The following is a 24,044-nucleotide window of genomic DNA, read 5'->3' on the forward strand; positions in this document are numbered from 1 at the left end:
GTCAGCCTGCTGCTGAACCGGGTTGCAAAGGTAACACCATTCAGGCGATGTTTGCAAGCAGTGAAAGAAAAATATTTTAGAAGTTTTTCCCGGAAGACCAGCCAGCTGAATCGTAGCTGCTGCAGCTATAGAAGGGTTTTATGTCCCGTTCGATGCCTGCTCCCCTCCTTTCCAACTTCGCTTCCCTTCCTGCTGAACGGGATGCAAAAGTACAAATCCTTTTTTAGCCTGCAAGCACCCAAAGCAAAGATTTTATATGCCAACCCCTAAGTAACTGAAAGTGAAAGCTAAAATTTTACAGCTGTTGTTAGTTTACTACTGAATTAGCAGAATTGCTTTCCGCCATGTCTGTTTTAATTATGAGCTAATGATCTTTAACAAACATTACAATTTGCTGGCTTTAAAACTTATTGTCAAAAACAGGTATCAAGCTCATATACTTACATGTATGTTGATCAAACCAACTCCAAATAAGAAAGGCTCCCTTTTATAGGAGCCTTTCTTATTGTAATTATATAAACTTAAACTTTCTCAGTTTCTCTTTTTAAGGTACTCTTTCTATCTGGCCCTACTGAAACTATAGTTATTGGCACATTTAGATGCGACTCTATATAAGTAAGGTAATTCTTGAAGGCTTCAGGCAGATCCTCTGTGGAATCTATTTTATTCAAGTCCACTCTCCACCCTGGCAGCTCTTCATAGATAGGCTCTAAGCCTGCTTCATCCAGCGAGTGTGGCAACCGGTCGGTTATCTCACCTGATGCTAATTTATAGTGCGTGCATACTTTTATAGTATCGAAGTCTGTCAGTACATCAGCCTTCATCATGTTTAGCTGGGTAACCCCGTTCAGCATGATACTATATTTAAGTGTTGGCAGATCTACCCAACCACAACGGCGCGGACGTCCGGTTGTAGAACCAAACTCACGACCTGCCTGGCGTATAGCTTCTCCTTCTTCGTTTAATAACTCTGTCGGGAAAGGGCCACTACCTACGCGGGTACAGTATGCTTTAAAAATACCGTATACTTCACCGATATATTTTGGAGCAACTCCCAACCCTGTGCAGGCACCAGCTACCATAGTTGTGGAAGATGTTACAAAAGGATAAGTCCCGAAATCAATATCCAGTAAAGAACCTTGAGCACCTTCAGCCAGAATACGTTTTCCGCTTTGAAGGGCATCATTGATCATATATTCTGTATCAACCAGTTTTAAGGTACGCAGGTAATCTACAGCCTCAAAGAATAGTTTTTCCTGCTCACTTACATCCAGTGACTGGCCATAGAACTCAACCGTTTTGCGATGACGCTCAACCAGCTTGTTGTAACGATCATTAAAATCAGCAGCCAGTATATCTCCTACACGTAAGCCCACACGACCAATCTTATCCTGGTAGGTCGGGCCTATTCCTTTTAAAGTAGAACCAATCTTGCCACTGCCCAATGCTTCTTCAGATACTCTATCTAAAACTTTGTGCGAAGGAAGAATGAGCGACGCTTTTTTAGAGATGTACAGGTTTTTGGCTGCATCTACACCACGGTCCTGTAATTTCTGCATCTCGATGCGGAACACAATTGGATCCAGCACTACGCCATTGCCAATAATATTCTGAATGTGCGGGTGGAAAATTCCGGATGGGATCTGGTGCAGCACATGCTTGGTGCCTTCAAACTCTAATGTATGTCCTGCATTCGGACCTCCCTGGAAACGGGCTACAATGTCATAGGTGGGTGCCAGTACGTCAACGATTTTGCCTTTGCCTTCGTCGCCCCACTGCAGACCTAATAAAATATCAACTGCCATTTAAGTGTTAGTAAATTGACTCTTTTAAGAATTGTGCTGCGTAATCGTCATTTTCGGCTATCGTGAAAATAGCATTAAGCTTTGTAACGATCAGCAGCTTGCGGATATGTTCTGATGGTTTAATGAGCACGAGCTCCCCACCCCTGTTCCTGAACTTGGTAAGCAACGATACAAGCACGCCCATACCACTGCTATCCATAAACCTTACCTTAGAGAGATCGACAGCACAAAGAAAAACTTTACCATCCTGTAGCCCATCCACTTCATCTATCATCTGTTGCGTATCTTTACCGACTACAAGGTCGCCCTCCAGCCGTACAAATAGCACATCATCTTTAAGCTCTGTCTGGTACTTCATGTTTTTGCTCTGTAGTCGCTTTTTTGGCGCGGCAATCGCCGCAAATACCGTAAAGGTTTAGAGAATGGTGCAAGATATGAAAATTTAGTAGTTCGCCCACCATAGTTTGGATCTGATGTACGCGCGGGTCGCAAAACTCTACCACTTTATGGCATTCCGTACAGATCACGTGGTCGTGCTGGCGGTAGCCATATGATTTTTCATATTGCGCCAGGTTACGGCCAAACTGGTGCTTGCTTACCAGGTCGTTTTCTACCAGCAGGTCGAGGGTGTTATAAACAGTAGCCCGGCTTACCTGGTAGTTCTTGTTTTTCATACTTATATAAAGCGACTCCACATCAAAATGACCGTCGCGCGAATAAATCTCTTCCAGGATAGCGTAGCGCTCCGGCGTTTTGCGCAGCCCTTTGCTCTCCAGGTAGGCGGTAAAAATCTTCTTTACCTCTTCAAATTTTATTGCATTTAATGCCATATGCTTGTTTTATAGTTTGCTGACAGCCTTAGTCGAAACGTTCTACAGTTAAAATACCGTTCACTTTTCCCATGCGCTGTATCAGTTTATCCAGATGGCCGGTATCATTTACGAACACCATAATATTCCCTTCAAAAATTCCGTCGTGCGAATCTATAGTTATAGAACGCATGTTTACCCGTAAGCTGTTCGATATAATACGTGTTAAGTCGTTTACCAGACCTACCCTATCAGTACCCTTAATACGAATGCCTGCCAGGAAGGCCAGTTCTTTCTGATCTGTCCATTTTGCCCTAACCACGCGGTTGCCATAGTTCGACATCAGTTCGATAGCACGCTGGCAGTTGGTACGGTGTATCTCAATATCTTCGTCGCCGGTCTCGAAGCCAAACACATCATCGCCTGGTATCGGGTTACAGCAGCTGGCTATTTTATAGTTCATGTTAGAGGTGTTCTCCCCTATCACCAACATATCCGAGTTTACACCACGAATTTTCTGTACTTCCCTGTCAAAGCTTTTCGGGTCCAGGGTAGAGCTTCCTTTTTCGGCGGTGGCAGTAAAGATAACCTCTTTAATGTTCTTTGAATCAATATGGCCGGTTGCCAGCCTGTAGTGCAAATCATGAACCGATGGCACATTAAAGAAAGCCATTAACTTGTTCAGGTTTGCCTGGTTATCCGCTATCTTAAGTTGAGACAACCGCTTATCGAGCAGAATTTTACCCTGCTCTGTTTTATGTTTACGCTCTTCGCGAAGTGCTTCTTTTATGCGGGCCCGTGCTTTTGATGTTACTGCATAGTTTAGCCACTCTTCGTTAGGTTTTTGTTTTTGAGATGTCAGGATCTCTACCTGGTCGCCGTTATAGAGCCTGTAACTAAGTGGTACCAGTTTCTGGTTTACTTTTGCCCCAAGGCACTGTAGTCCGATCTGGCTATGTATCTCAAAGGCAAAATCGAGAGCAGTAGCTTTATCCGGCAGAATGATCAGCTCACCTTTCGGCGTAAATACAAACACCTCCTCCACGAAAAGGTTTTTGCGGAACTCATCCATAAACTCAAGGGCGTTGCCGGTGTTGTTCTCCAGCATATCGCGCACCTTGTTTATCCATTGTTCCAGGCCAGATTCTGAACCCGGCCCATCTTTATATTTCCAGTGCGCCGCGTAACCACGCTCCGCGATCTCATCCATACGCTTGGTACGGATCTGTACCTCTACCCACTGCCCCGACTTACTCATTACCGTTGTATGCAGCGATTCGTAGCCGTTAGCTTTTGGTGTATTTACCCAGTCGCGGAGGCGGTCCGGGTTAGGCTGGTAAAAGTCTGTAATAATAGAGTATACCTGCCAGCACGCTGCTTTCTCATTCTCAACGGGCACATCCAGGGTAATGCGTATCGCAAACAGGTCGTACACCTCTTCAAACGAAATGTTCTGTTTCTTTATCTTTTTAAGGATAGAGTAAATAGACTTTGGCCGGCCTTTGATGTTAAATTTAAAGCCATGCTTGTCCAGTTCTTCTTCAATAGGCGCAATAAAATCTTTAATAAACTTACTACGAGCGCTACGTGTCTGACGGATCTTGTTTGATATATCCTTATAGGTAGCGGTATCGGTATATTTTAAATATAAATCTTCTAGCTCTGATTTGATAGCATATAAACCCAAGCGATGCGCAAGTGGCGCATACAGGTACATGGTTTCAGATGCAATCTTGAGTTGCTTGTGGCGCGGCATGCTATCCAGGGTACGCATGTTGTGCAGGCGGTCGGCCAGCTTTACCAGTATAACCCGAACATCGTCGCTAAGGGTAAGCAGCATTTTACGGAAGTTCTCGGCCTGCTGCGAAGAGCCATAGTCGAAAACACCGGAGATCTTGGTCAACCCTTCGATGATACGCGCCACACTTGGTCCGAAGTCACGCTCCACATCCTCTATCTCCATTTCGGTATCTTCCACCACATCGTGGAGCAGGGCGGCAACTATAGACGTTGTACCCAGACCAATTTCTTCTACTGCTATCTGGGCAACTGCAATCGGGTGATAGATATAAGGCTCACCGGATTTACGACGCATGTCTTTATGCGCCTCAACCGATGTATTGAAGGCTTTCTTAATTATTTTGGCGTCGTTGTCCTTTAAAAAAGGCTTGGCATGCCTCAGTAATCTTCTGTAAAGTCGTAAGATCTCTTTGCGTTCTGCTTCCGGATCGATCATAGTACTAGTAGGGTATCAGAAAAAGCGGGTATCCACTATGCAGGCGTACTCACTTACCTTATATAAGTATAAAACAGTGGTTGCCATACTAAGTTTCAAATATACAGGATAAATAGCTGCTTTCAATAGGAGCGGCCAAAAGCTGCATGGTATAGTAATAAATACCCCTACCCCAGACTATAGTTATAGTTGATGAATAACTTAAAGCTTTGCCGTTGACAGGGACCGAACTATAGTTTAAAAATTTTATTTCGCTCTAAATAAAACAGAATTAACATGTTACCTATTTGCTCTTAAAAATAATTGACTTTTTTTTGAAGCAGGTATTGCAAATAAGAATCTGCGTTGTAATTTTGCATCATCATTACAAACAAGCACACATTATGCGGATGTGGCGAAATTGGTAGACGCACTAGACTTAGGATCTAGCGCTGCGAGGCATGGGGGTTCGAGTCCCTCCATCCGCACAACAAAACAATAAACCCTCAGCAGTCATGTTGGGGGTTTGTTATTACAGGATGTACCAAATTAAAATTTTATAGCCTTGAATATTACATTAAACCAAACCGACAGCACTAATGCGCAACTGAAGGTGGTTCTGGAAGAAGCAGATTACGCTTCTAAAGTAGACCAGCAGGTAAAGGAATTCAGCAAAAAAGCACAGATCAAAGGTTTCAGACCGGGTAAAGTGCCTGCCGGCCTTGTTAAAAAGATGTATGGCAAGAGCATCCTGGTAGAGCAGATCAACAAATTGCTTCAGGAAGAGATCTCTAAATACATTAAGGAAAATGATGTAAAGCTACTGGGCGAACCACTTCCGGAGCCAAGCCAGTCTAACATTGACTGGGATACCCAGAAAGATTTCGAATTTACGTATGCTGTAGGTTTACTGCCTGACTTCAACCTTCCGTTGGATAAGAGCGTAGACGGTTACGCAATTGAACTTGACCAGAAAACAATTGAAGAGGCTTACGAGAACATTAAGCGCCAGTTCGGTAAAACCACGAACCCTGAAACATCAGAAGAAGGTGATTTTATTTATGGCGACCTGAAGCAGGTTGATGGTGAGTTCGAGTCTAAGACCCTGATCCCGACTAACCGTGTAGTTGCTGGCAAAGAGCAGTTTGTTGGTGTAAAAGCTGGTGATGTTATTAAATTCGATATCCGTAAGGCTTTCGGTGATGACAATGCTGCCCTTGCACACGTAACCGGTTTAAGCAAAGAAGTAACTGCTGACCTGAACGGTGAGTTTGAATTTACTGTAGAGAAGATCAACCGCACAGAAGAAGCTGAGTTAAATCAAGAACTTTTCGATAAGCTTTTCGGTAAAGACGCAGTAACTACGGAAGAAGAGTTTGATGCGAAGATCCGTGAAACTATAAAAGAGAACTACGACCGTGAAGCCGATAACGTGCTTAACCGCAATATCATCGATACACTGGTTGACAACGTAGCTGTTGATATTCCTGCTGATTTCTTTAAGCGCTGGTTACAGGTTACAAACGAAGGCCGTTTAACAACTGAGCAGATCGAAGAAAACTTTGACAAATACACCAAGGAGTTGAAGTGGTCGATGATCAAGAACAAGGTTGTGGAAGAGAACGAGCTGAAAGTGAGCAACGATGAAGTTGTAAGCAGCACGAAAGAAAAGATGATGGCGCAGTTTAACATGCCTGAAATACCAGAAGAACTGGCTGAGAGCATGAACAACTATGCACAGCAGTATCTGCAGCAGGACAACGGCCGTAACTACATTAATGAGTACGAGCAATTGCTGGCCGAGAAGGTGCTCGCTAAACTAAAAGAAAAGATGACTGTTGTAGAGAAATCAATCTCTGCAGAGGACTTCAGAAACTTATCGTTCTAAAGACGATCAAGTAATATATTATCAAAAAAGTCCTTTAGTTTTAAAGGACTTTTTTATTTTTGACAAAACCGTAACACAAACAACTATGATGTTTAACAAAGACGAGTTCCGCAAATTCGCTGTAAAAGGCCAGGGCCTGAGCGGGCTGGGCGTAGACCAATATATCCATCACATAGAAGGAAAGGCAATGCACAACATCGAGAGCATGACGCGCTCGGTAATTGAGGAACGCCCTACCAACTTCCGTGAGATCGACGTTTTCTCACGCCTGATCATGGACCGTATTATATTCCTGGGCACGCAGGTAGATGATTTTATTGCTAACATCATCACAGCCCAGTTGCTGTTCCTGGAGTCGGCGGATGCGAAGAAAGACATTCTTTTATATATTAACTCGCCGGGTGGTTCGGTATATGCCGGTCTTGGTATTTACGACACCATGCAATATGTAAACCCTGATGTGGCAACGATCTGTACTGGTCTGGCTGCAAGTATGGGAGCTGTATTGCTGGCTGGCGGCGCTAAAGACAAGCGTTCTGCCCTTCCTCACTCACGCGTTATGATTCACCAGCCAATGGGTGGTGCACAAGGCCAGGCAACTGATATCGAGATCACAGCGCGCGAGATCCTGAAACTGAAGAAGGAACTATATGAGATCTTAGCTTCGCATTCAGGTAAATCGTACCAGGATATTTACGACAACTCGGAGCGTGACTACTGGATGCGTGCCGAAGAAGCAAAAGAGTTTGGTTTGATTGATGAGGTATTGGTTCGTAAGAAGCAGTAACACGTTTAACCAACTATAAAACAAAAAAAACCACGCTGGTTAGCCAGGGTGGTTTTTTTGTTAATAAATACTATAAGCTTACTAATGCTGCACTACAAACTTTTTAATGATGTAGTCGCCTCTCTTAATCTTAAGCCTAATGTAATAAGAGCCCGTGCTCAGTTCACTTATATCAATCATTTTGGTTATTGCTAAGCTTTTGCCTGTCTTAGTTAACACTTCCCTACCTAATGCATCATGCACTGTCATACCTTCTACAGTATTTATAATCTCCGGTGCAATATCAAAGTATAGCATTTCATTAGCAGGATTCGGATAAATCAACAGTAACTTATTATTGACATCATCAACTATAGCAGTAGGCATATTTACTTCCTGGCATTTAGTGTTTGTGCTACAAGAGAAGGTTGTAGTTAAACAAACATTATATGAGCCTGTAGCTGCATATCTATGCTGAGGTGTAGCTTGAGTGCTTGTTGTACCGTCACCGAAATCCCATAGGTAAGTAGCTCCTGCTTGTAAAGTACTAGGCCTGAAAGACACGACATGGCTATCAGATTTGTCAATTGTAAATGTAAAGTCAGCAAATGCAGTTGCTGCACAAACTGTGATAGTTTTGCTAAATGTAACTGGCCCGCATGCATCTGTAAGTTTCAGCAACACCAGGTAATTACCAGACTGTTTATAAATGTGTTCCGGAGATGCTTCTATACTCTTAACTCCATCCCCAAAATCCCATTCATAGGTTACAGCACTTGCGTTAACTGGTGGTATAAATTTAACGTTAGCCCTATCTATTGTGGTATTAAAGTCTGTTGAAAGGTTACTACAGGTAACCTCAACATCTATAGTTCGGGTTGTGGTACCACATTCATATTGAATCAGAAGCGTAGCTGAATACTTTCCTGGTTCTTTAAAAGTATGAACAGGTTGCTTCTCTGTAGATTCAGCACCATCGCTGAAGGACCATTTTATAATCTGATCAGGTGTAATACCGGTTACCCAGAAATTAACTTGCTGCCGGTTTACCTGTTTTTGAAGTACGGCATTAACTGTTGGGCAAGTGGCGCTTATCGTTTTATAATAAACATTCTCGTAACAGGCGCTTCTAATGGTAAGTCTAACATTATAAGACCTGTCAAATATATACGTGTGCACAGGCTCTAACTCGGTACTGGTACTTCCATCCCCAAACTCCCAAAATACTGTCTCAACATCTTTCGGATTTGTAAGCTTGAAAGCAACCTCAGAACCATTCCGCAAAACACTGATGCCAGCAGTAGGAACTGGCGCGGCTGTACAAGGCACCTTAATCTGCTGGGTTATAGTTTTTTCAGTACACTCATTCCAGATCCTTAAAGAAACAGTGTATGTACCTTCACTAGGAAAATCATGATAAACTGTTTTGTATCTCTTAATGCCGTCATGGAATGTCCATTCGAACTCATAACGCTTACCACCTTTTACCTCAGGGAATAAAAATGTAAAGCTTTTCAAATAAACTCTATCTGAAACAACTATAAACTTATCTGGGATTTCAAGTGGTTCGTCAATATCTATTCGAATAGCTCGTGTTATGGAGCACCCATCAGCAGTTTCTATTTTAGCAAAGTAAGTAGTAGATACCGTTGGAGTTGCTGTAGGTGTTAAGCTTCTAGGATCATTTAAACTAGCAGCAGGGGACCAAGTTACATTAAGTATATCTGGCCCATCTATACGTAGTTGTATAGACTCACCTTTGCATATATATTTTTGTGTAAATGGGACTGTAATTGCTTTAACATTTTTACATTTCCCATCTAAAGCAACTGATCTGATTTTCGTTTCTGTTGTTCTTAAAGTATTATAGTAACGTAAATGATTTTGCCCTAATTCTCCAGAAATTAAATATAAGTTTGAGCATTTGCCAACCGCCATAGTATAAGCAACAGCATTAGTAGCTTGATCTTGAGGCTGTGAGACTTTTAACAATTCTCCATTTGGGGAATAAGATAATAAGGTTACAGATTTAGTTTTTTGGTTTTCTACTTTATGAAATACAGAAGCATTGGAAGAACCTATCATGCTCAAGCTATCTAAAGTGGCAAATGCTAGTATTTTTGCCGAGTTAGTGTCGTAGTAATAATCATTAATATATGTATTATGAGATGTTGTGGTCCAGAGATTATTACCACTCCAATCGTAAGCAGCCATTAAGGAGCCTCTATAAATATTATTATAAATTGAATCCTCAACTATAATCTCATTAGCAGCTATGTGTTTTTTAAATCTATCATCTATGCGCTCTGAATTATTAAATTTATCAGATTTATAAAAGGGATTCCAACTATAGCCAATTACGATACCGTTAGGTATTAACGTAAATGGTACCCTGTCAAATTCCCATCTATTATGCATTCCCAAATCATAAGCTGTATTTTCGTGAAAGTATGTATTAAATGCCTTTTCTACATTACCAGAATTTAAATTCATAACAGCTACATACCCTTGTCTACCTCCGTCAGGATACTTTTGCAAGAACTCGCTTTTACCGGGTATAGTATAGTTGCCTATTTTTAGCTCGTTATCGGTTGTAACTCTTCTGCTACCAACAATATACATCTTATTATCATCTCCGATTTCAACTTGAGGGTCAGTTCTGTATGTCCACCACGTATTGCTAAAGTTTATTTCTGAGTAATTCCATCCAGCATAAAGTTGGTTATCTATTAATACAGTTGTGCCCAAATTTTTGCCTTCCTTATTTGTTTTTAGCAGAAATACAGGGTATTCTTCATTCTTTAATTGGGGCTTACCCTGATCATCAAAGTATATTCCCTCCTGTACAGTCCCATCAGGAAAATTAAGATGTACATTTAGAGTGCTATTAAATACTGCATAAACATTCTGGCTTTTATCTATCGCTAGATCAGTGATATGATTCTGAATACCTTTACTATAGTGATTACCTGGAACTGCTACTTTAATTATCCATTCTGTTTTACCTTCTCTATTAATTTTTAAAAGGAATGAAGCCCATTTTATAGGGTAATCATATGGTGCAAATACAGAGTCTAACTTGAAGGATTTTGTACTATAAGATCCTCCAACGTAGATATTACCTTCATCGTCGGATATAAGAGTAGATCCCATAGAACTACCATAATAGTCGCCATCATAATGAAACTTATTCCAAATTAACTTACCAGAACTATCAAATTTGCTTAGGAAAAAGCGTGTCTTATGGCTACCAGTAACATACAAAAAACCATCTTTATCTTCATGGCTAGCTATAACGCCACTTATACTTCCATAATTTATGGATTCATTTATATGACCTTCACCAAGAGAAACATCGTCTTCAGAACAGGTTGCCAACGTTGTAGTTGGTGCGATATTTCCAACAACTACTTCAAATTTTACACTATCAACACATTTTTCATGTTTGCTGATAAACAATTTAACAATTTTGACACCTGGTGTACTAAATGAAATGTCTGGTAATTGAGGAGTGTCGTACTCTGTTACTTTTGTCCCATCAGTAATAGTCCACTTAAATACATCGGCAACCGAGAGATTATTGACTTTTAACTGTTCATTTACTAAAAGCTGATTTTTCTGAACATCAATCTTTAAGTTGAAGTCACTTGTCTGAATAATAGCTTTATCATGTAAAGGCTTAGCATAGTAGCTATTACACTGGTTATACCAGGCATATACTGTTATTTCTTGTCTACCGCCTAAGGTTGCGGCACCGTATTTAGTACCCCCAGTGTAAAGTGTCTTTATAATTAAATCTCCACCATTACCATCATAAGCGTCATCAAAAACTGTTTCATCTGGAGAATTGGTACGCTTAACTGCGTATTTAAAGCCTATCTGTGAGTTTTTGATCTTAAACTCAAATCTATCGGTACTACTGGGGCAAACAATATCTTCCATCTCCTGAACTTCCAGAGTCTGATCCGGTATAGGGGCAAAATTGTAGGTTATGAGTTCCTCTTGGGTGTAGCTTTTACATCGTGTCTGAATATTAGCTTTTACTGTATAAGTTGTTGTCTTATCAAGCAAAGAAGGTTTAAAGGCTATTGATGATGCCGTACTTTCAATAATTTCTATCAACTTTCCTTCAGCCCATAATTCATACCTGCCCCTATCGCCATCGTAATAATTTAAATTTGGAACTCCGTTAATTCTGACACTTATTGAAGTTTGTTGACAATATAAAGGTTCTGGTGCCGGGTAAGCGAAACTAAACTTTTGAAATACTCTTTCAGGCTCAGTTCTGACATACTTTACAGAGAAATCAGTAATTCCCTTGTTCTCTGCCACTAACTTTACTTCATTATCTTTATTTGGTTCAAAGGTAGTGGTCAGGTTGTAGTCTGTTGAAACTAGCGTATTATTTACATACCATTTATAAGTGTAATGCTGTGGTCCTTTGTTCTGGAATGTATAGGCTGTGTTAGGGCAGTAATTTTGTATAGCTGGTAGTGTGAAACGAGATATAGGTTTTGTTACTTCATTAAAATTAGTTGAGCCATAAATTTTACCTCTATCCCCTACCATCATACCTTTTTTACCCTCCCATACATTCATTTTAAGTAAGCTTGTAGGAGGTATAAAGTTCAGGCTCTCCCAATTTTCTCCTCCGTCTATTGTCTTCCAGGCTATATTATCTCCTATAGCATATCCATTTAGCCTGTCTGTAAAATATAAATCCCTTACTACATTACCTCCTGAACTCTCGTATCTAACTCCCGGCTGCTGTACCGGGGCCCATGTTAAGCCACCATCAGTTGTTTTATACAATGGGAGATCCTCGAAATTAGAGAACTGAGGTATGTTTAAGGCAGCTACTCCGTTGTTTGCATCAAAAAAATGCAGGTCATAAAAAAACACATCTTGATAGCCAAAAGAAGTTGCTAGTTTATTCCACGTTTTACCTCCATCCTGTGTTTTGTAAATCCCCGTACCGGCTACAAATCCTGTTAGTTCATCGAGAAAGGCAACAGTTCCGAAGTAACTGCCCTCTACCTCAGCAGCTGGCAGTGGAACATAAACACTATTCCATGTATCACCGGCATCTATGGTTTTCATCACAGTACCTTTTGAACCTGCAACATAGCCGACTTTACTATTCACAAATTCAATATCATTATAGGTGATATCGAACTTCTCACCCAGTTGAGGCCCCATGTGTACAATCTTCCAGTCGATACCTCCGTTAACTGTCTTTAAAATTATACCATAGTTAAAAAGGCTCCAGCCCGCAGATATCCCAACATTAGCATCAAAAAAATTAATCTGATGCTGCACCATAGTCTCTAAATAAAGCGAGTCAACTGTATTGGGCTGTAACCGAAAGCGCTTCCAGGTTGTACCCCCATCATTTGTTCTGTAAATTCCATCACTCGTTCCTAGGAATGAGATACTCTCGTCAATTATCTGAACAGACTGAATAGAATAAGGAATTGGCGAAGGCTGACTCGTCCATTGAGCAAAAGCACCTGATAAGGTATAAATTGATAAGATACCAATTATTAAAACGCGCAAAAATACGGACCTCATAAAAGAGAAGGTTGGCTAAAAGTTTGTTTTTATATTAGAACAATCAAATATAAGAAAGTTAAAATATAAAGTAACTCTTTACACGCTTTGGTAATAACTCAGTTATAGAAAGTTAGTATATGATTTGATTGTAAGGCTATCCAGTTGCTATGCCGCAAGAAACAGTAATTCTTTTACCCGCAAAGCAACTATAAACTATAAACCCACTTCGTAAAACCGGAGTGGGTTTATAGTTTATAGTTGCTTTGTGGGTAGTAAACTATAGCCTTGGCTGAAAAGTGAAAGAATCTCAAACAATTTATCAACAGGCACATGTGGATACCTTAACCGTATAACAAACTATAGATCAAACCTTTAAGCAAAAATAGAGTAATATAAATAATTTAATTTTTAGGGTATTTTTGAGCGTTTTGCCAAGGCTGCCTTAATTTTTTTATGTTTTATTAAACTTCCAATTTTGTACCTTTGTTTTGAGCGAGGAAATATTCGCTCTGAATTCCCCGGATCAATTTATACTTATGGCTGAAATTACGTGCTCATTTTGCGGCAAGAACAAGAAGGATGTATCAGTAATGATCTCCGGCATAAACGCGCATATCTGCGACAGATGTATCGGGCAAGCTCAACAGATACTGAACGAAGAAAACAAGATCAGAGCGAATAGCCGCAGCCCTAAGTTTAACCTGATGAAGCCACGCGAGATGAAAACGTATCTCGACCAGTTTGTGGTAGGCCAGGATGATGCGAAGAAAGTAATGTCGGTGGCGGTGTATAACCACTATAAGCGCCTGATGCAGCACAGCGAAGGGGAAGCAGAAGAAGTAGTGATCGAGAAATCGAACATTATTATGGTTGGCGAAACCGGTACAGGTAAAACCTACCTGGCCCGTATGATGGCCGGCATCCTGCAGGTTCCTTTCTGTATTGCTGATGCTACTGTACTGACCGAAGCTGGTTATGTAGGTGAAGACGTAGAAAGCATATTGACCCGTTTATTGCAGGCGGCAGACTATAATGTGGAAGCCGCAGAGCGTGGTATCGTTTATATTGATGAGATTGACAAGATTGCCCGCAAGAGCGATAACCCATCTATAACCCGCGACGTGAGCGGCGAAGGTGTGCAGCAGGCCTTACTTAAATTGCTGGAAGGTACTGTAGTAAACGTGCCACCACAAGGCGGACGCAAGCACCCTGAACAGAAAATGATCACGGTAAATACAGAGAACATCCTGTTTATTTGCGGTGGTGCCTTTGTGGGTATCGACAGACTGATCAAAAACCGTTTGAATACCCGCCCTATTGGTTTCTCTAAATCGAAGCAGGACGATAACGAAGAAGGTGAAAACTTCCTGCGTTATTTATCAGCACAGGACCTGAAAAACTTTGGTCTGATACCTGAGCTTATTGGTCGTCTGCCAGTATTAACGCACCTTGACCCGCTTGACAAAGAAACGCTGAGACTGATCTTACTGGAGCCTAAGAATTCTATTGTGAAACAGTACAAGCGCCTGTTCGAGATGGAAAACATTAACCTGAGCTTTGATGAAGGTGCGTTGGAATACATTGTAGAAAAAGCGGCAGAATATAAGCTTGGTGCCCGTGGCCTGCGTTCTATCTGCGAAGGTATTATGACAGATGCTATGTTCGACCTGCCATCAGAAGAAGGAACACACGATCTGCTTATAACAGGTGATTATGCCCGTGAGAAGTTCGAAAAATCAAGCCTGAAGAAATTGAAAGTAGCATAGAGCTTACTTATAGTTGAAAAACGAAGATCCCCGGTAGTTTAGGCTATCGGGGATCTTTGTTTTATAGGGTATAGCTGCTTAATCCGGGACACGAGCGAGGGCTGCCATTGTAAACTATAGCTCTTTCGGACTTCCAAGTCCGAAAGCAATCTGCCGGGGATTTCCTAATCCCCGTTTCACGCATAACGCGGACCAGGAAGTCCGTAGCTGCCTAAGTTCCGGAGAAGGATGTCCTGAACAGCAAATAGAAACTATGATCTATAGTTTGCTCTCCTGAGTTATCATCCCCCTACCCCCTTCAAAGGGGGTAGGGGGATGATTTACGATTGCAGAAATTTATCAACTGGGCCAGAGACCCAACTATAATTCGACACGGGCGTGGACACTTACGCCATCTTTCGTCTGTTCTGATATGAACTTCTAATCCAGGTCCCGGTCGCCGCGTTTCAGCTCATCCACAGAGCGCATCACTTTATCTTTCAACCCTGATTTATATTTCTCCAGTTTATCCGCTACGGCGGCATTTGTAGTTCCGATTATCTGAGCGGCCAGTATACCAGCATTCAAAGCACCATCCAACGCTACAGTAGCTACAGGCACGCCACCAGGCATCTGCAGTATAGAAAGCACAGAATCCCAGCCATCTATAGAGTTACTTGATTTTACGGGCACACCAATTACCGGAAGTGTAGTTAGCGAAGCCACCATACCAGGCAAATGCGCTGCGCCACCGGCTCCGGCTATGATTACTTTCAAGCCTTTTTTGCGGGCTTGCTCGGCGTACTCAAACATGCGGTGTGGGGTGCGGTGCGCCGAAACTATAGTTAGTTCGTAAGGTACGCCCAGTGTTTCCAGAATTTCAGCAGCGGCATCCATTATCTTCAGATCAGACTGGCTGCCCATGATAATACCTACCAAGGGTTGTGTATTTGTAGTTTGCTCGGCCATAGTTTATGCTTTAACTTTTATTACGTTTTTTATTTGCTCGGCACGCTGCTGCGCTTCTTCAATCGTTTGCCCTAGTACGGTAATGTGTCCCATTTTGCGGGCTGGTCGGGTAAACTTTTTGCCATATAAATGGATGTAGACTCCGGGAACAGCCAATGCTTCCTGCAGGCCTTCGTACTTCGCTTCACCATCGTAGCCAGGTTCGCCCAGCAGGTTCAGCATAACGGCGGCACTTTGTATTTCGGTTGAGCCCAACGGCAGGTTAAGAATAGCGCGCAGATGCTGTTCGTACTGCGAGGTATAGTTTGCTTTTATAGTATGGTGCCCACTGTTGTGCGGACGAGGCGCTACTTCGTTTACCAAAATCAGCCCATCTTTTGTCAGGAACATTTCTACAGCTAGTATACCGACCATGTCAAAAGCTTCTATCACTCGGGTGGCGATCTCGATGGCATGGCGCTGTAGTTTATAAGCTACATTAGCCGGCGCGAAAAGCGAATCAACTAAATTATGCTCCGGGTGAAAGCTCAGCTCTACTACCGGGAAAGCCGTTACTTCACCATTTGCATTGCGGGCAACTATAACTGATATCTCCTTCTCAAAATCAACCAGTTTTTCCAGTACGCTTGGCTCTTCAAAGGCTTTACCAAAATCAGCTTGGCTGGCAACATGGGTAACTCCTCTCCCATCGTAGCCTTCGCGGCGCAACTTCTGAAACGCCGGCAGGAAATCAATACTCTGCTCCAGTTCGACTTTATTTGCCAGTATTTTAAAGTCTGAAGTCGGGATGTTGTGCTCTCTTAAGAACTCCTTTTGCAAACCTTTGTCCTGTATAGTTCTTACAGTCCGGGAATCCGGGTAAACCTTTACGCCTTCCTGCTCCAGTTTTTCCAAGGCATCTGCGTTGACGTGCTCAATTTCTATAGTTAGTATGTCGCACTGTTTACCAAACTCGTACACAGTGTCAAAGTCACGGAAGCTGCCTACATAAAACTCATTGCAGATGTCTTTGCAAGGCGCGTTCTCGTCGGGGTCCAGCACTAAGGTATAGATGTTAAAATCGAGTCCGGCCTGCATCAGCATACGGCCCAACTGCCCGCCGCCCAGTATACCAAGCTTTACTTCTCCTTTCATAGATAGGGTTTTGAGTGTTTGTTCCTCAAAAATAAGGATTATAGTTAAACCTACCCGCCACAACAATAGTAATATACAGCTGCAATAAGATAGACTTTGATTTATATACGCAAAGCCTTATATTGATAGCTTAACTTTTTCTGAAACCGCACAAACTTTAATGGAAATCATACTTGCCACTTTTTCTGCTTTATTTTCTGTTGTAAACCCGTTCGGTGCTATGCCGGTCTTTCTTACACTTACCCAGGACGATACGCCGGCGCACCGTAACCAGCAGGCCCTGAAAGCTTGTTTATACATGGTTGGTATCCTGGCGGTGTTTTTCCTAGCAGGTCAGTATGTGCTCAACTTTTTTGGTATCCGCATTCACGACCTGCGCATCGCCGGAGGCCTGATGATCATGCGGGCTGGCTTTGAACTGCTTACCCCAGGTGGCAGCAAAAAGAAAATTTCTCCGGATGTGGTAGAAGAAGGCCAGCAGAAAGAAGACATTTCGTTTACGCCACTGGCTATGCCCATGCTTTCCGGCCCCGGAGCCATTGCGGTAAGTATAGCCATGTATACCACTTCACTTTCGTACCTGGATATGGCACTGATATTAGTAGCTATAGTTCTGCTGGCTATAGTTAGCTACATCATCCTGCGTTTCTCTCATCAGCTTACGCGCTACATGGGTAAATCGGGGCTGGCGGCTCTATCGCGTATCATGGGTTTTATAGTTTTATCTATCGGGGTAAACTTTATAGTTTCGGCTATTTATGCGCTGTTCTTTACGGGGAGGTAGAAAGAATGTGCATCAATAGAAATCATGATTTATAAAGTATGAACAAGTTAGGATGTTTGATTCTCTTGGTTCTACTGTGTTGCAGCCACAACTCTTATGCCTGTGACTGCCCTACCAGAAAATGGAGTGTTAAAAGTGTTCATAATGCCATTGAATATAGTGACATCATATTCATTGGAGAGAGAGTTATTAATACCAGAGATGAAAACTTCGAAGAGAAGTATTCTTTTAAAATCATAGAAGCAATTAAAGGAAACATCAAGGCCGGAGAAATAATACATGGGAAAACTCATAATAGCTGCTCAGGTAGCCCAAATACTAAAGGCCTATGGATTATATATGCCACATTAGAAGATGATGGATTAATTGATTATGCCTATACAGGCTGCGGGGCAAGCAGGAGTCTTAGTGGGCCTTATGTACCTGTACCAGCCCCGCACTTAGATAATTACGAATACTATAAAGAGCAAACAGCTAAACTTTATCCAGAATATCTCAAGGAATGGCAAAATGAGTATATTTTGCTCCAAAGCTTCAAAAACCAACATGCAGAAGCAGCGATTGGTAATAAATTGAACAATAGATTCCTTACATACATTGCCATTATCACTGCAATTATAGCACTAGTAATAGCTATTTTGAAGAAATGAACGTCTTAACTATAATTTTCACAGCTTAACCAAATTACAAAACTATAGTTCCACCTTCCCCAAACCACTCCAACTCAAACCAAGTAAACACTCCCTATAGTTTGGTGATAACAATCACCTTCACACAATCGGCAATTTACCTTATCTTTGCGCCATGCAATTGAAGAACGACCTGCTTATTAGAGCTGCCAAAGGAGAACCTGTTGAGCGCACACCGGTATGGCTTATGCGCCAGGCCGGCAGAATTTTACCTGAATACAGAGCCGTACGCGAAAGTCTGAGCGGTTTTAAAGAACTGGTAGAAACACCTGAGCTTGCCGCCGAGGTAACGATACAACCTGTTGATATTCTGGATGTAGATGCGGCCATTATCTTTTCAGATATACTGGTAGTGCCTGAAGCAATGGGCTGCACCTACGAGATGGTAGAAAAACGCGGACCATGGTTCCCGAATACAATACGTACCGAAGCAGACCTGAAAAAACTTAGAGTAGCCGACCCGCATGAGCATTTGCATTATGTTCTGGATGCCATTAAGGTTACTAAAAAAGCGTTGAACGGACGCGTGCCGCTTATCGGTTTTGCCGGAGCACCGTGGACTATTATGGCCTACATGGTGGAAGGTAGCGGTTCTAAAACGTTCTCGCACGCGCGTGGCATGTTGTATACCAACCCACAACTAGCGCACCAGATGCTCCGCATGATCACGGACACAACTATAGCTTACCTGCAGGCGCAGGTTGAGGCTGGTGCAAACCTGATCCAGATATTCGATTCGTGGGCAGGTATTCTTACGCCGGCACATTACCGCGAATTCTCGTTGCCATACATCAGCGAGATCTGTAATGCTATCCGCAACGTGCCGGTAACGGTGTTTGCCAAAGGAGCCTTCTTTGCCCTAGAGGATTTCTCTAAACTGAACTGCGAAACGATCGGCCTTGACTGGAACATGGAAGTAGCTAAATCAAGAGCACAGGTAGGACCAAACAAAACCCTGCAAGGCAACATGGACCCATGCCTGCTTTATAGTTCTTTCGAAACGATACAGAAAGAAACTGTAAACATGCTGAAGGAATTCGGACCACAGCGCCACATTGCTAACCTCGGCCACGGCGTATACCCGGACACTGATCCCGAAAAAGTAAAATGCTTTGTGCAGACGGTGAAAGAATATAGCAGTTTAGGAGTTTAGGAGTTAGAGAATTAAAGATTTATAAAGTTTAGGAATTCTAAGTTCAGAAATAGATATAAAAGTAAAGGCCCGCAAAATTTGCGGGCCTTTACTTTTATTATTTCATCACTTTCTATCCTTCTAACATCCCAACTTTCTAACTTACACCTTCCCAACTCCTAAACTCTCTAACTCCCAAACTCTTAAACTATAAAGGTTATCCTACCGGCAAATGGGTTGCTGGATACTTATAGGCTGTGGTTGCGGCGCGCGTGCTTAGAGCCAGTGCCAGTGTAAGCGTACCTACCCTACCAATGTACATCGACAGGATAATAACAGACTTGCCTATATCTGATAAGCCTGCGGTTATGCCAGTACTCAACCCAACCGTGGCAAAAGCTGAAATCTGCTCAAAAGCCAGGCGCATAATATCATATTGCGCATCGCTGATAGTTAGTACAAACAGGAAAAACATATTAAGCAAAGCCGCAAACGCAAAAACCGAAAAAGCCTTGTAAGCCACAGAATGCGGGATAGAACGGTTACCGATCTCCAACTCTTTCTTGCCCCGTATAGTTGCCGACACCGCCAGCAGAACTACCACAAAAGTTGTCGTTTTTATACCACCACCCGTAGAGCCTGGTGATGCCCCGATAAACATCAGGAAAATAAACATCATTAACGTAGGCGTAGTCAGCTGCGAAATATCAACCGAATTAAAGCCGGCAGTACGTGTTGTGACAGACTGGAAAAAGGAAGTTATTAATGCTTCGGCAAAGCTCAAAGTGGACAATGTGTTGAAATACTCCAGTAGAAAGAAACCTACCATACCTAAAGCAATGAGTGCAATAGAAGTATAAATAGTTACACGTGTTAAGAGTTTCCAGTTCTTCCAAGGGGCATTCATACGCTCGCGCATAGCCCGTGGCGAAAGCACATCAACTATAGTTGGGAAACCGATACCGCCGAATATGATTAATAGCGCTACCACAAGATGCATAATATAAGAGAAGCGCACTGGCTCTGTGTATAGCCCTGCCGGGTAAAGCGAAAAGCCGGCATTACAGAATGCTGACACAGCATGGAAGACCGAGTAGAATATTTTACTTCCTAAAGTGTCAAATTGTACTTGTGGGCCCCACGTCATGAAAACAAGTATAGCGCCTATAGTTTCTATCAAAAAGGTTAAAACAACAAGCTTTCGTAACAGACCTTTAGAAGAGAACAAGGTTTCGCCCTCCAGTAACTCATGGACTGCAACGTGCTGCTTTAACCCCATCCCCTGCCGCATCATAGATGCAAAAAAAGTAGCAAACGTTACTATACCAAGTCCGCCTAACTGAATGATCATCAACAATACTACCTGACCGGAAAAAGTAAAATAAGTACCTGGGTCTACTACAGCTAATCCTGTTACACAGGCAGCACTGGTAGCCATAAACAAAGCATCTATAAAACGCATACCTCCGGAAACCGTAGTCATTTTAGGAAGCATAAAAAGCCCTGCCCCAATCAGAACCAGGAACACAAAACTCATAATAAATATAGTTGAGGGCTTTAGTTGCAGCGTTTTCAGGTGCACTTTGGTTTCCAGGAGCTCGATAATAAGCAGCACCAGCATGTAAAGTGAAACCACTACCCGGTACATTTCCACGGAAAGAGGTATGCCTACACCTTCAAAAACAGTATACACAACCGGGAAACCGAACAGGTAAGTGCCCACTTGGTTTACAAAAATAATGGCCATCAGAGTGCCTTCAAACCAAGTCCGTTTCAGAAACTTGATCCGCTCGAAGGTATACAGGATTCGCAGGAAATAGATGAATACAAATACTGCCAGAATAGCATCAATGGCATAGAACAGGTAACGTAAACTTACCGGACTCTCTACTACTCCATGGGCATAGATCAACAAGCCCACTGATAGTATGGTAAGCACATACGTCGTACGCCGCATGAGTGCATACGCCGTTAGCTTGCTGCCGTAAAGTGCCCTGTTAAGCTGTTCTGTGTTCATATATCTCGAATAGCTTCACCTGTTTTGCTTCGTCCAGTAAGCGTTGTTTGTTAATAGGCACTACGCCAACCTGCTCGCAAACCAGACCGCCGCCCAGGTTGCTCAAGCCAGCCAGGAACTGTACAGAGGTATGCAGTGCCATACAAAGCGCAGCTATACTTATAACCGTATCGCCAGCACCGGACACATCTGAAATAGACCGGCGATGTGCATCAATGTACGTTTTTTCGTGGCCGTTCGCAATAAATACCCCTCGCTCAGAAAGTGTTACCAGCACCTGTTCCGTTTGCAGGCGTTGCTGTAGTTCGGCTACGGCATCTTCAAAAGCACTCAGGTTCTCGTCAGCAAACTCTACTTTCAGGCCTTCTTTCAGTTCCTTTAAATTTGGTTTGAACAAAGTGCACCCAACATAGCTCAGGAAGTTTTTCTTTTTAGGGTCGATGACGGTTGGGATGTTGCGATCGTTTGCCAGTTGTATAAACCGTTTGATATTTTCTTCCGTGAAAACACCTTTGTCATAATCTTCCAGCACCACCACATCCGCTTTCTCAAGTAGTTTCAGGTAGCGCTCCTCCAGGTGGCGGTTGTCGTAAGCTGTAAGCTCTGTTTCAATCTCGGCGTCGATGCGTAATAGTTGCTGGGCACTGGCAATAATGCGGTGCTTTATAGTTGTAACGCGTTCCGGGCTCTGCACTATACCTTCCGTAGACAAACCTTTTTCTTCCAGCAGGCGCAGGAAATCGCCACCATCCGCATCATCTCCTATCACAGAGCAAAGCAGCGGGGTAGCTCCCAAAGCCTGAATGTTCAATGCTACGTTTGCAGCTCCGCCCAGGCGTTTCTCGCGTTTTACAACGTTAACTATAGGAACAGGCGCTTCCGGCGATATGCGCGTTGATTTGCCCCATAAGTAGGAGTCGATCATCACGTCGCCAATTATAAGTACATTAAGACCATTAAAGGCTTCAAAAATATCTTCTAAACTATTGATCTGATCCATTACTGAAGTTTTGCCAGGCTCTCCTTTATGCGACGCAGCGCCTCAACCAGTTTATCATCTGAAGTAGCATAAGAGAAGCGAACACACTGCGGTGCGCCAAACGCTTCGCCACTAACTATAGCCACCAGGGCATCGGTCAATAAAAACATGCACAGGTCCAGTGCATTCTGTATTGTTTTGCCTTCGTAGCTCATCCCAAAATAGTAACTCACATCCGGGAAAATATAGAAAGCACCTTCCGGCACATTTGTTTTAAAGCCAGGGATATCGTTCATCAGTTCCAGCACCAGGTTACGGCGACGGTGGTATGCATCGCGCATCTCGATAGCTGATGCGTTGCCACCTTGCAGTGCTGCAAAAGCTGCTTTCTGAGCAATAGAACAAGTTCCGGAGGTTATCTGGCTCTGCATTTTATCGCAGGCAGCAGCAATGGTTTTATGGGCTGCAATGTAGCCCACACGCCAGCCAGTCATGGCATAGCCTTTTGAGAAGCCATTAACTGTGATAACGCGGTCTTTTATAAAGTCGAAGCTGGCCATGCTGGCATGCTCGCCTTCAAAGTTGATGTATTCGTAAATTTCATCGGCAATAATATGTACCTGCGGATATTTTTCCAGCACTTTAGCCAATGCGTATAGTTCGTCCTTCGTAAATACAGAGCCCGTCGGGTTGCATGGCGAAGAATACATGACCAGTTTAGTGTTGGAAGTAATGGCAGCTTCGAGCTGTGCCGGCGTAACTTTAAAGTCGTTTTCAAGGTTTCCCGTTACCTGCACCGGCGTACCTTCCGCCAGTTTCACGATTTCCTCATACGACACCCAGTAAGGCGAGAAAATGATCACCTCATCGCCAGGGTTTACCAAACACAACACGGCATTGGCAATACTTTGCTTGGCACCTGTTGATACAACTATATTCTCAGGCTTATAGTCGAGGTTATTGTCGCGTTTAAATTTATCAGCTATAGCCTGGCGTAGTTCCGGGTAGCCGGCAACCGGGGTGTAAAAGGTAAAACCGTCGTCAATCGCTTTTTTGGCGGCGTCTTTTATGTATTGCGGCGTCTGGAAATCGGGTTCTCCGAAGCTTAGGTTTATCACATCGTGCCCCTGCGCAGCCAGCTCACGGCCTTTTTTGGCCATTGCTATAGTTTGCGACTCAGACAGGGCGGTTATTCTGTCAGATAAGGTACTGCTCACTTCTTCTATATCCTGCATGAACTTTTCATTTAAAGGCCCAAAGGTACTTATTCTGTTACAGACTTTCCAGAAAGCAGGCCTGTAAAACAGCTAAATGGGTTTTGTTAATCAGGTAAGTTGGTGAAATGTTGCGGAAGTATAAAGTAATCGGGATATTAAATTTGTCTGAATCAGGATTTTCAGGATTAAAGGAGTTGCAGGATTGAGGCCTAGTAATGTGCGAAGCTCCTGCTAGTGTCTGGATTTATAGTTCTATAGTTAGCGAAATCAAACCACTCCTGCACCCTCTCCCGAAACAAGTCAGGGATCTGCAACTTATCTAAGGCGGGGATTTTTGGGGAT

17 protein-coding genes and 1 tRNA gene are annotated in these 24,044 nt (G+C 42.8%); 8 read left to right on the forward strand and 10 right to left on the reverse strand.

What is annotated here, in order from left to right; genetic code table 11:
• Positions 1 to 270 (forward strand): hypothetical protein (locus ABS362_RS00005; protein WP_350409907.1); only part of this gene is annotated, 270 nt, incomplete at its 5' end.
• 251 nt (positions 271 to 521) lie between these two features.
• Here ABS362_RS00005 and ABS362_RS00010 read toward each other — a convergent pair.
• From ABS362_RS00010 to ABS362_RS00025, 4 genes are read right to left on the reverse strand one after another with little or no spacing between them, the layout of a single operon-like run.
• The gene (locus tag ABS362_RS00010; protein ID WP_350409908.1) at positions 522 to 1,805 is read right to left on the reverse strand and encodes an adenylosuccinate synthase; all 1,284 of its coding nucleotides are present in this window, start codon (positions 1,803 to 1,805) and stop codon (positions 522 to 524) included.
• 7 nt (positions 1,806 to 1,812) lie between these two features.
• Positions 1,813 to 2,163, reverse strand: a complete 351-nt coding sequence (locus ABS362_RS00015) for an STAS domain-containing protein (RefSeq protein ID WP_350409910.1) — start codon at positions 2,161 to 2,163, stop codon at positions 1,813 to 1,815.
• On the reverse strand, positions 2,141 to 2,635 hold the full coding sequence (locus ABS362_RS00020; protein ID WP_350409912.1) for a Fur family transcriptional regulator: 495 nt from the start codon (positions 2,633 to 2,635) through the stop codon (positions 2,141 to 2,143). Before ABS362_RS00020 ends, ABS362_RS00015 begins: the two co-directional genes overlap by 23 nt.
• 28 nt (positions 2,636 to 2,663) lie before the next feature.
• On the reverse strand, positions 2,664 to 4,850 hold the full coding sequence (locus tag ABS362_RS00025; protein WP_350409913.1) for a RelA/SpoT family protein: 2,187 nt from the start codon (positions 4,848 to 4,850) through the stop codon (positions 2,664 to 2,666).
• A gap of 385 nt (positions 4,851 to 5,235) precedes the next feature.
• Here ABS362_RS00025 and ABS362_RS00030 point away from each other — a divergent pair.
• The 3 genes from ABS362_RS00030 (at position 5,236) to ABS362_RS00040 (ending at position 7,504) form a co-directional block, all read left to right on the forward strand.
• Positions 5,236 to 5,317 (forward strand) — tRNA-Leu (locus ABS362_RS00030).
• A 77-nt stretch (positions 5,318 to 5,394) separates the two neighbouring features.
• The gene (gene tig, locus ABS362_RS00035; RefSeq protein ID WP_350409915.1) at positions 5,395 to 6,717 is read left to right on the forward strand and encodes a trigger factor; all 1,323 of its coding nucleotides are present in this window, start codon (positions 5,395 to 5,397) and stop codon (positions 6,715 to 6,717) included.
• An 88-nt stretch (positions 6,718 to 6,805) separates the two neighbouring features.
• The gene (locus ABS362_RS00040; RefSeq protein WP_350410438.1) at positions 6,806 to 7,504 is read left to right on the forward strand and encodes a ClpP family protease; all 699 of its coding nucleotides are present in this window, start codon (positions 6,806 to 6,808) and stop codon (positions 7,502 to 7,504) included.
• Between the two features lie 81 nt (positions 7,505 to 7,585).
• On the opposite strand, the gene ABS362_RS00045 is transcribed toward ABS362_RS00040, so the two are convergent.
• A complete protein-coding gene (locus ABS362_RS00045) occupies positions 7,586 to 12,805 on the reverse strand; it encodes a PKD domain-containing protein (protein ID WP_350409917.1) in 5,220 nt (1,739 codons plus the stop codon).
• Positions 12,806 to 13,572: 767 nt separating this feature from the next.
• Between ABS362_RS00045 and clpX the strand changes: the two genes are divergently transcribed.
• A complete protein-coding gene (gene clpX, locus ABS362_RS00050; protein WP_350409919.1) occupies positions 13,573 to 14,802 on the forward strand; it encodes an ATP-dependent Clp protease ATP-binding subunit ClpX in 1,230 nt (409 codons plus the stop codon).
• A 420-nt stretch (positions 14,803 to 15,222) separates the two neighbouring features.
• Here the strand turns inward: clpX and purE are convergent, their stop codons facing one another.
• Both purE and ABS362_RS00060 read right to left on the reverse strand, forming a co-directional pair.
• On the reverse strand, positions 15,223 to 15,750 hold the full coding sequence (purE, locus tag ABS362_RS00055; protein ID WP_162428828.1) for a 5-(carboxyamino)imidazole ribonucleotide mutase: 528 nt from the start codon (positions 15,748 to 15,750) through the stop codon (positions 15,223 to 15,225).
• A 3-nt stretch (positions 15,751 to 15,753) separates the two neighbouring features.
• On the reverse strand, positions 15,754 to 16,884 hold the full coding sequence (locus ABS362_RS00060; protein ID WP_350409921.1) for a 5-(carboxyamino)imidazole ribonucleotide synthase: 1,131 nt from the start codon (positions 16,882 to 16,884) through the stop codon (positions 15,754 to 15,756).
• 160 nt (positions 16,885 to 17,044) lie between these two features.
• Here ABS362_RS00060 and ABS362_RS00065 point away from each other — a divergent pair, with 160 nt between their 5' ends.
• The 3 genes from ABS362_RS00065 (at position 17,045) to hemE (ending at position 19,510) form a co-directional block, all read left to right on the forward strand.
• A complete protein-coding gene (locus ABS362_RS00065) occupies positions 17,045 to 17,668 on the forward strand; it encodes a MarC family NAAT transporter (protein WP_350409923.1) in 624 nt (207 codons plus the stop codon).
• A gap of 38 nt (positions 17,669 to 17,706) precedes the next feature.
• A complete protein-coding gene (locus ABS362_RS00070; RefSeq protein WP_350409925.1) occupies positions 17,707 to 18,318 on the forward strand; it encodes a hypothetical protein in 612 nt (203 codons plus the stop codon).
• 154 nt (positions 18,319 to 18,472) lie between these two features.
• Complete coding sequence (gene hemE / locus ABS362_RS00075; protein ID WP_350409927.1) at positions 18,473 to 19,510, forward strand: uroporphyrinogen decarboxylase; 1,038 nt, start codon at positions 18,473 to 18,475, stop codon at positions 19,508 to 19,510.
• A 196-nt stretch (positions 19,511 to 19,706) separates the two neighbouring features.
• Here hemE and ABS362_RS00080 read toward each other — a convergent pair whose 3' ends face one another.
• The 3 genes from ABS362_RS00080 to ABS362_RS00090 are packed head-to-tail and all read right to left on the reverse strand — an operon-like array spanning position 19,707 to position 23,720.
• Positions 19,707 to 21,506, reverse strand: a complete 1,800-nt coding sequence (locus ABS362_RS00080; protein ID WP_350409928.1) for a TrkH family potassium uptake protein — start codon at positions 21,504 to 21,506, stop codon at positions 19,707 to 19,709.
• The gene (locus tag ABS362_RS00085) at positions 21,487 to 22,506 is read right to left on the reverse strand and encodes a bifunctional heptose 7-phosphate kinase/heptose 1-phosphate adenyltransferase (protein WP_350409930.1); all 1,020 of its coding nucleotides are present in this window, start codon (positions 22,504 to 22,506) and stop codon (positions 21,487 to 21,489) included. The genes ABS362_RS00080 and ABS362_RS00085 overlap by 20 nt, the downstream gene beginning before the upstream one ends.
• Complete coding sequence (locus ABS362_RS00090; protein ID WP_350409932.1) at positions 22,506 to 23,720, reverse strand: pyridoxal phosphate-dependent aminotransferase; 1,215 nt, start codon at positions 23,718 to 23,720, stop codon at positions 22,506 to 22,508. The genes ABS362_RS00085 and ABS362_RS00090 overlap by 1 nt, the downstream gene beginning before the upstream one ends.
• Positions 23,721 to 24,044: the final 324 nt, after the last annotated feature.

This window comes from Pontibacter populi, from assembly GCF_040278685.1.
GTDB classification, from domain to species: domain Bacteria; phylum Bacteroidota; class Bacteroidia; order Cytophagales; family Hymenobacteraceae; genus Pontibacter; species Pontibacter populi.

Bases quoted from the DNA above. Each gene is read 5' to 3' on its own strand.
- ABS362_RS00070 (WP_350409925.1), top strand. From the start codon at position 17,707: ATGAACAAGTTAGGATGTTTGATTCTCTTGGTTCTACTGTGTTGCAGC.
- ABS362_RS00010 (WP_350409908.1), bottom strand. From the start codon at position 1,805: ATGGCAGTTGATATTTTATTAGGTCTGCAGTGGGGCGACGAAGGCAAA.
- ABS362_RS00040 (WP_350410438.1), top strand. From the start codon at position 6,806: ATGTTTAACAAAGACGAGTTCCGCAAATTCGCTGTAAAAGGCCAGGGC.
- ABS362_RS00060 (WP_350409921.1), bottom strand. From the start codon at position 16,884: ATGAAAGGAGAAGTAAAGCTTGGTATACTGGGCGGCGGGCAGTTGGGC.
- ABS362_RS00015 (WP_350409910.1), bottom strand. From the start codon at position 2,163: ATGAAGTACCAGACAGAGCTTAAAGATGATGTGCTATTTGTACGGCTG.
- ABS362_RS00090 (WP_350409932.1), bottom strand. From the start codon at position 23,720: ATGCAGGATATAGAAGAAGTGAGCAGTACCTTATCTGACAGAATAACC.
- clpX (WP_350409919.1), top strand. From the start codon at position 13,573: ATGGCTGAAATTACGTGCTCATTTTGCGGCAAGAACAAGAAGGATGTA.
- ABS362_RS00025 (WP_350409913.1), bottom strand. From the start codon at position 4,850: ATGATCGATCCGGAAGCAGAACGCAAAGAGATCTTACGACTTTACAGA.
- ABS362_RS00020 (WP_350409912.1), bottom strand. From the start codon at position 2,635: ATGGCATTAAATGCAATAAAATTTGAAGAGGTAAAGAAGATTTTTACC.
- ABS362_RS00065 (WP_350409923.1), top strand. From the start codon at position 17,045: ATGGAAATCATACTTGCCACTTTTTCTGCTTTATTTTCTGTTGTAAAC.
- ABS362_RS00080 (WP_350409928.1), bottom strand. From the start codon at position 21,506: ATGAACACAGAACAGCTTAACAGGGCACTTTACGGCAGCAAGCTAACG.
- ABS362_RS00045 (WP_350409917.1), bottom strand. From the start codon at position 12,805: ATGGTGCAGCATCAGATTAATTTTTTTGATGCTAATGTTGGGATATCT.
- ABS362_RS00085 (WP_350409930.1), bottom strand. From the start codon at position 22,506: ATGGATCAGATCAATAGTTTAGAAGATATTTTTGAAGCCTTTAATGGT.
- purE (WP_162428828.1), bottom strand. From the start codon at position 15,750: ATGGCCGAGCAAACTACAAATACACAACCCTTGGTAGGTATTATCATG.
- hemE (WP_350409927.1), top strand. From the start codon at position 18,473: ATGCAATTGAAGAACGACCTGCTTATTAGAGCTGCCAAAGGAGAACCT.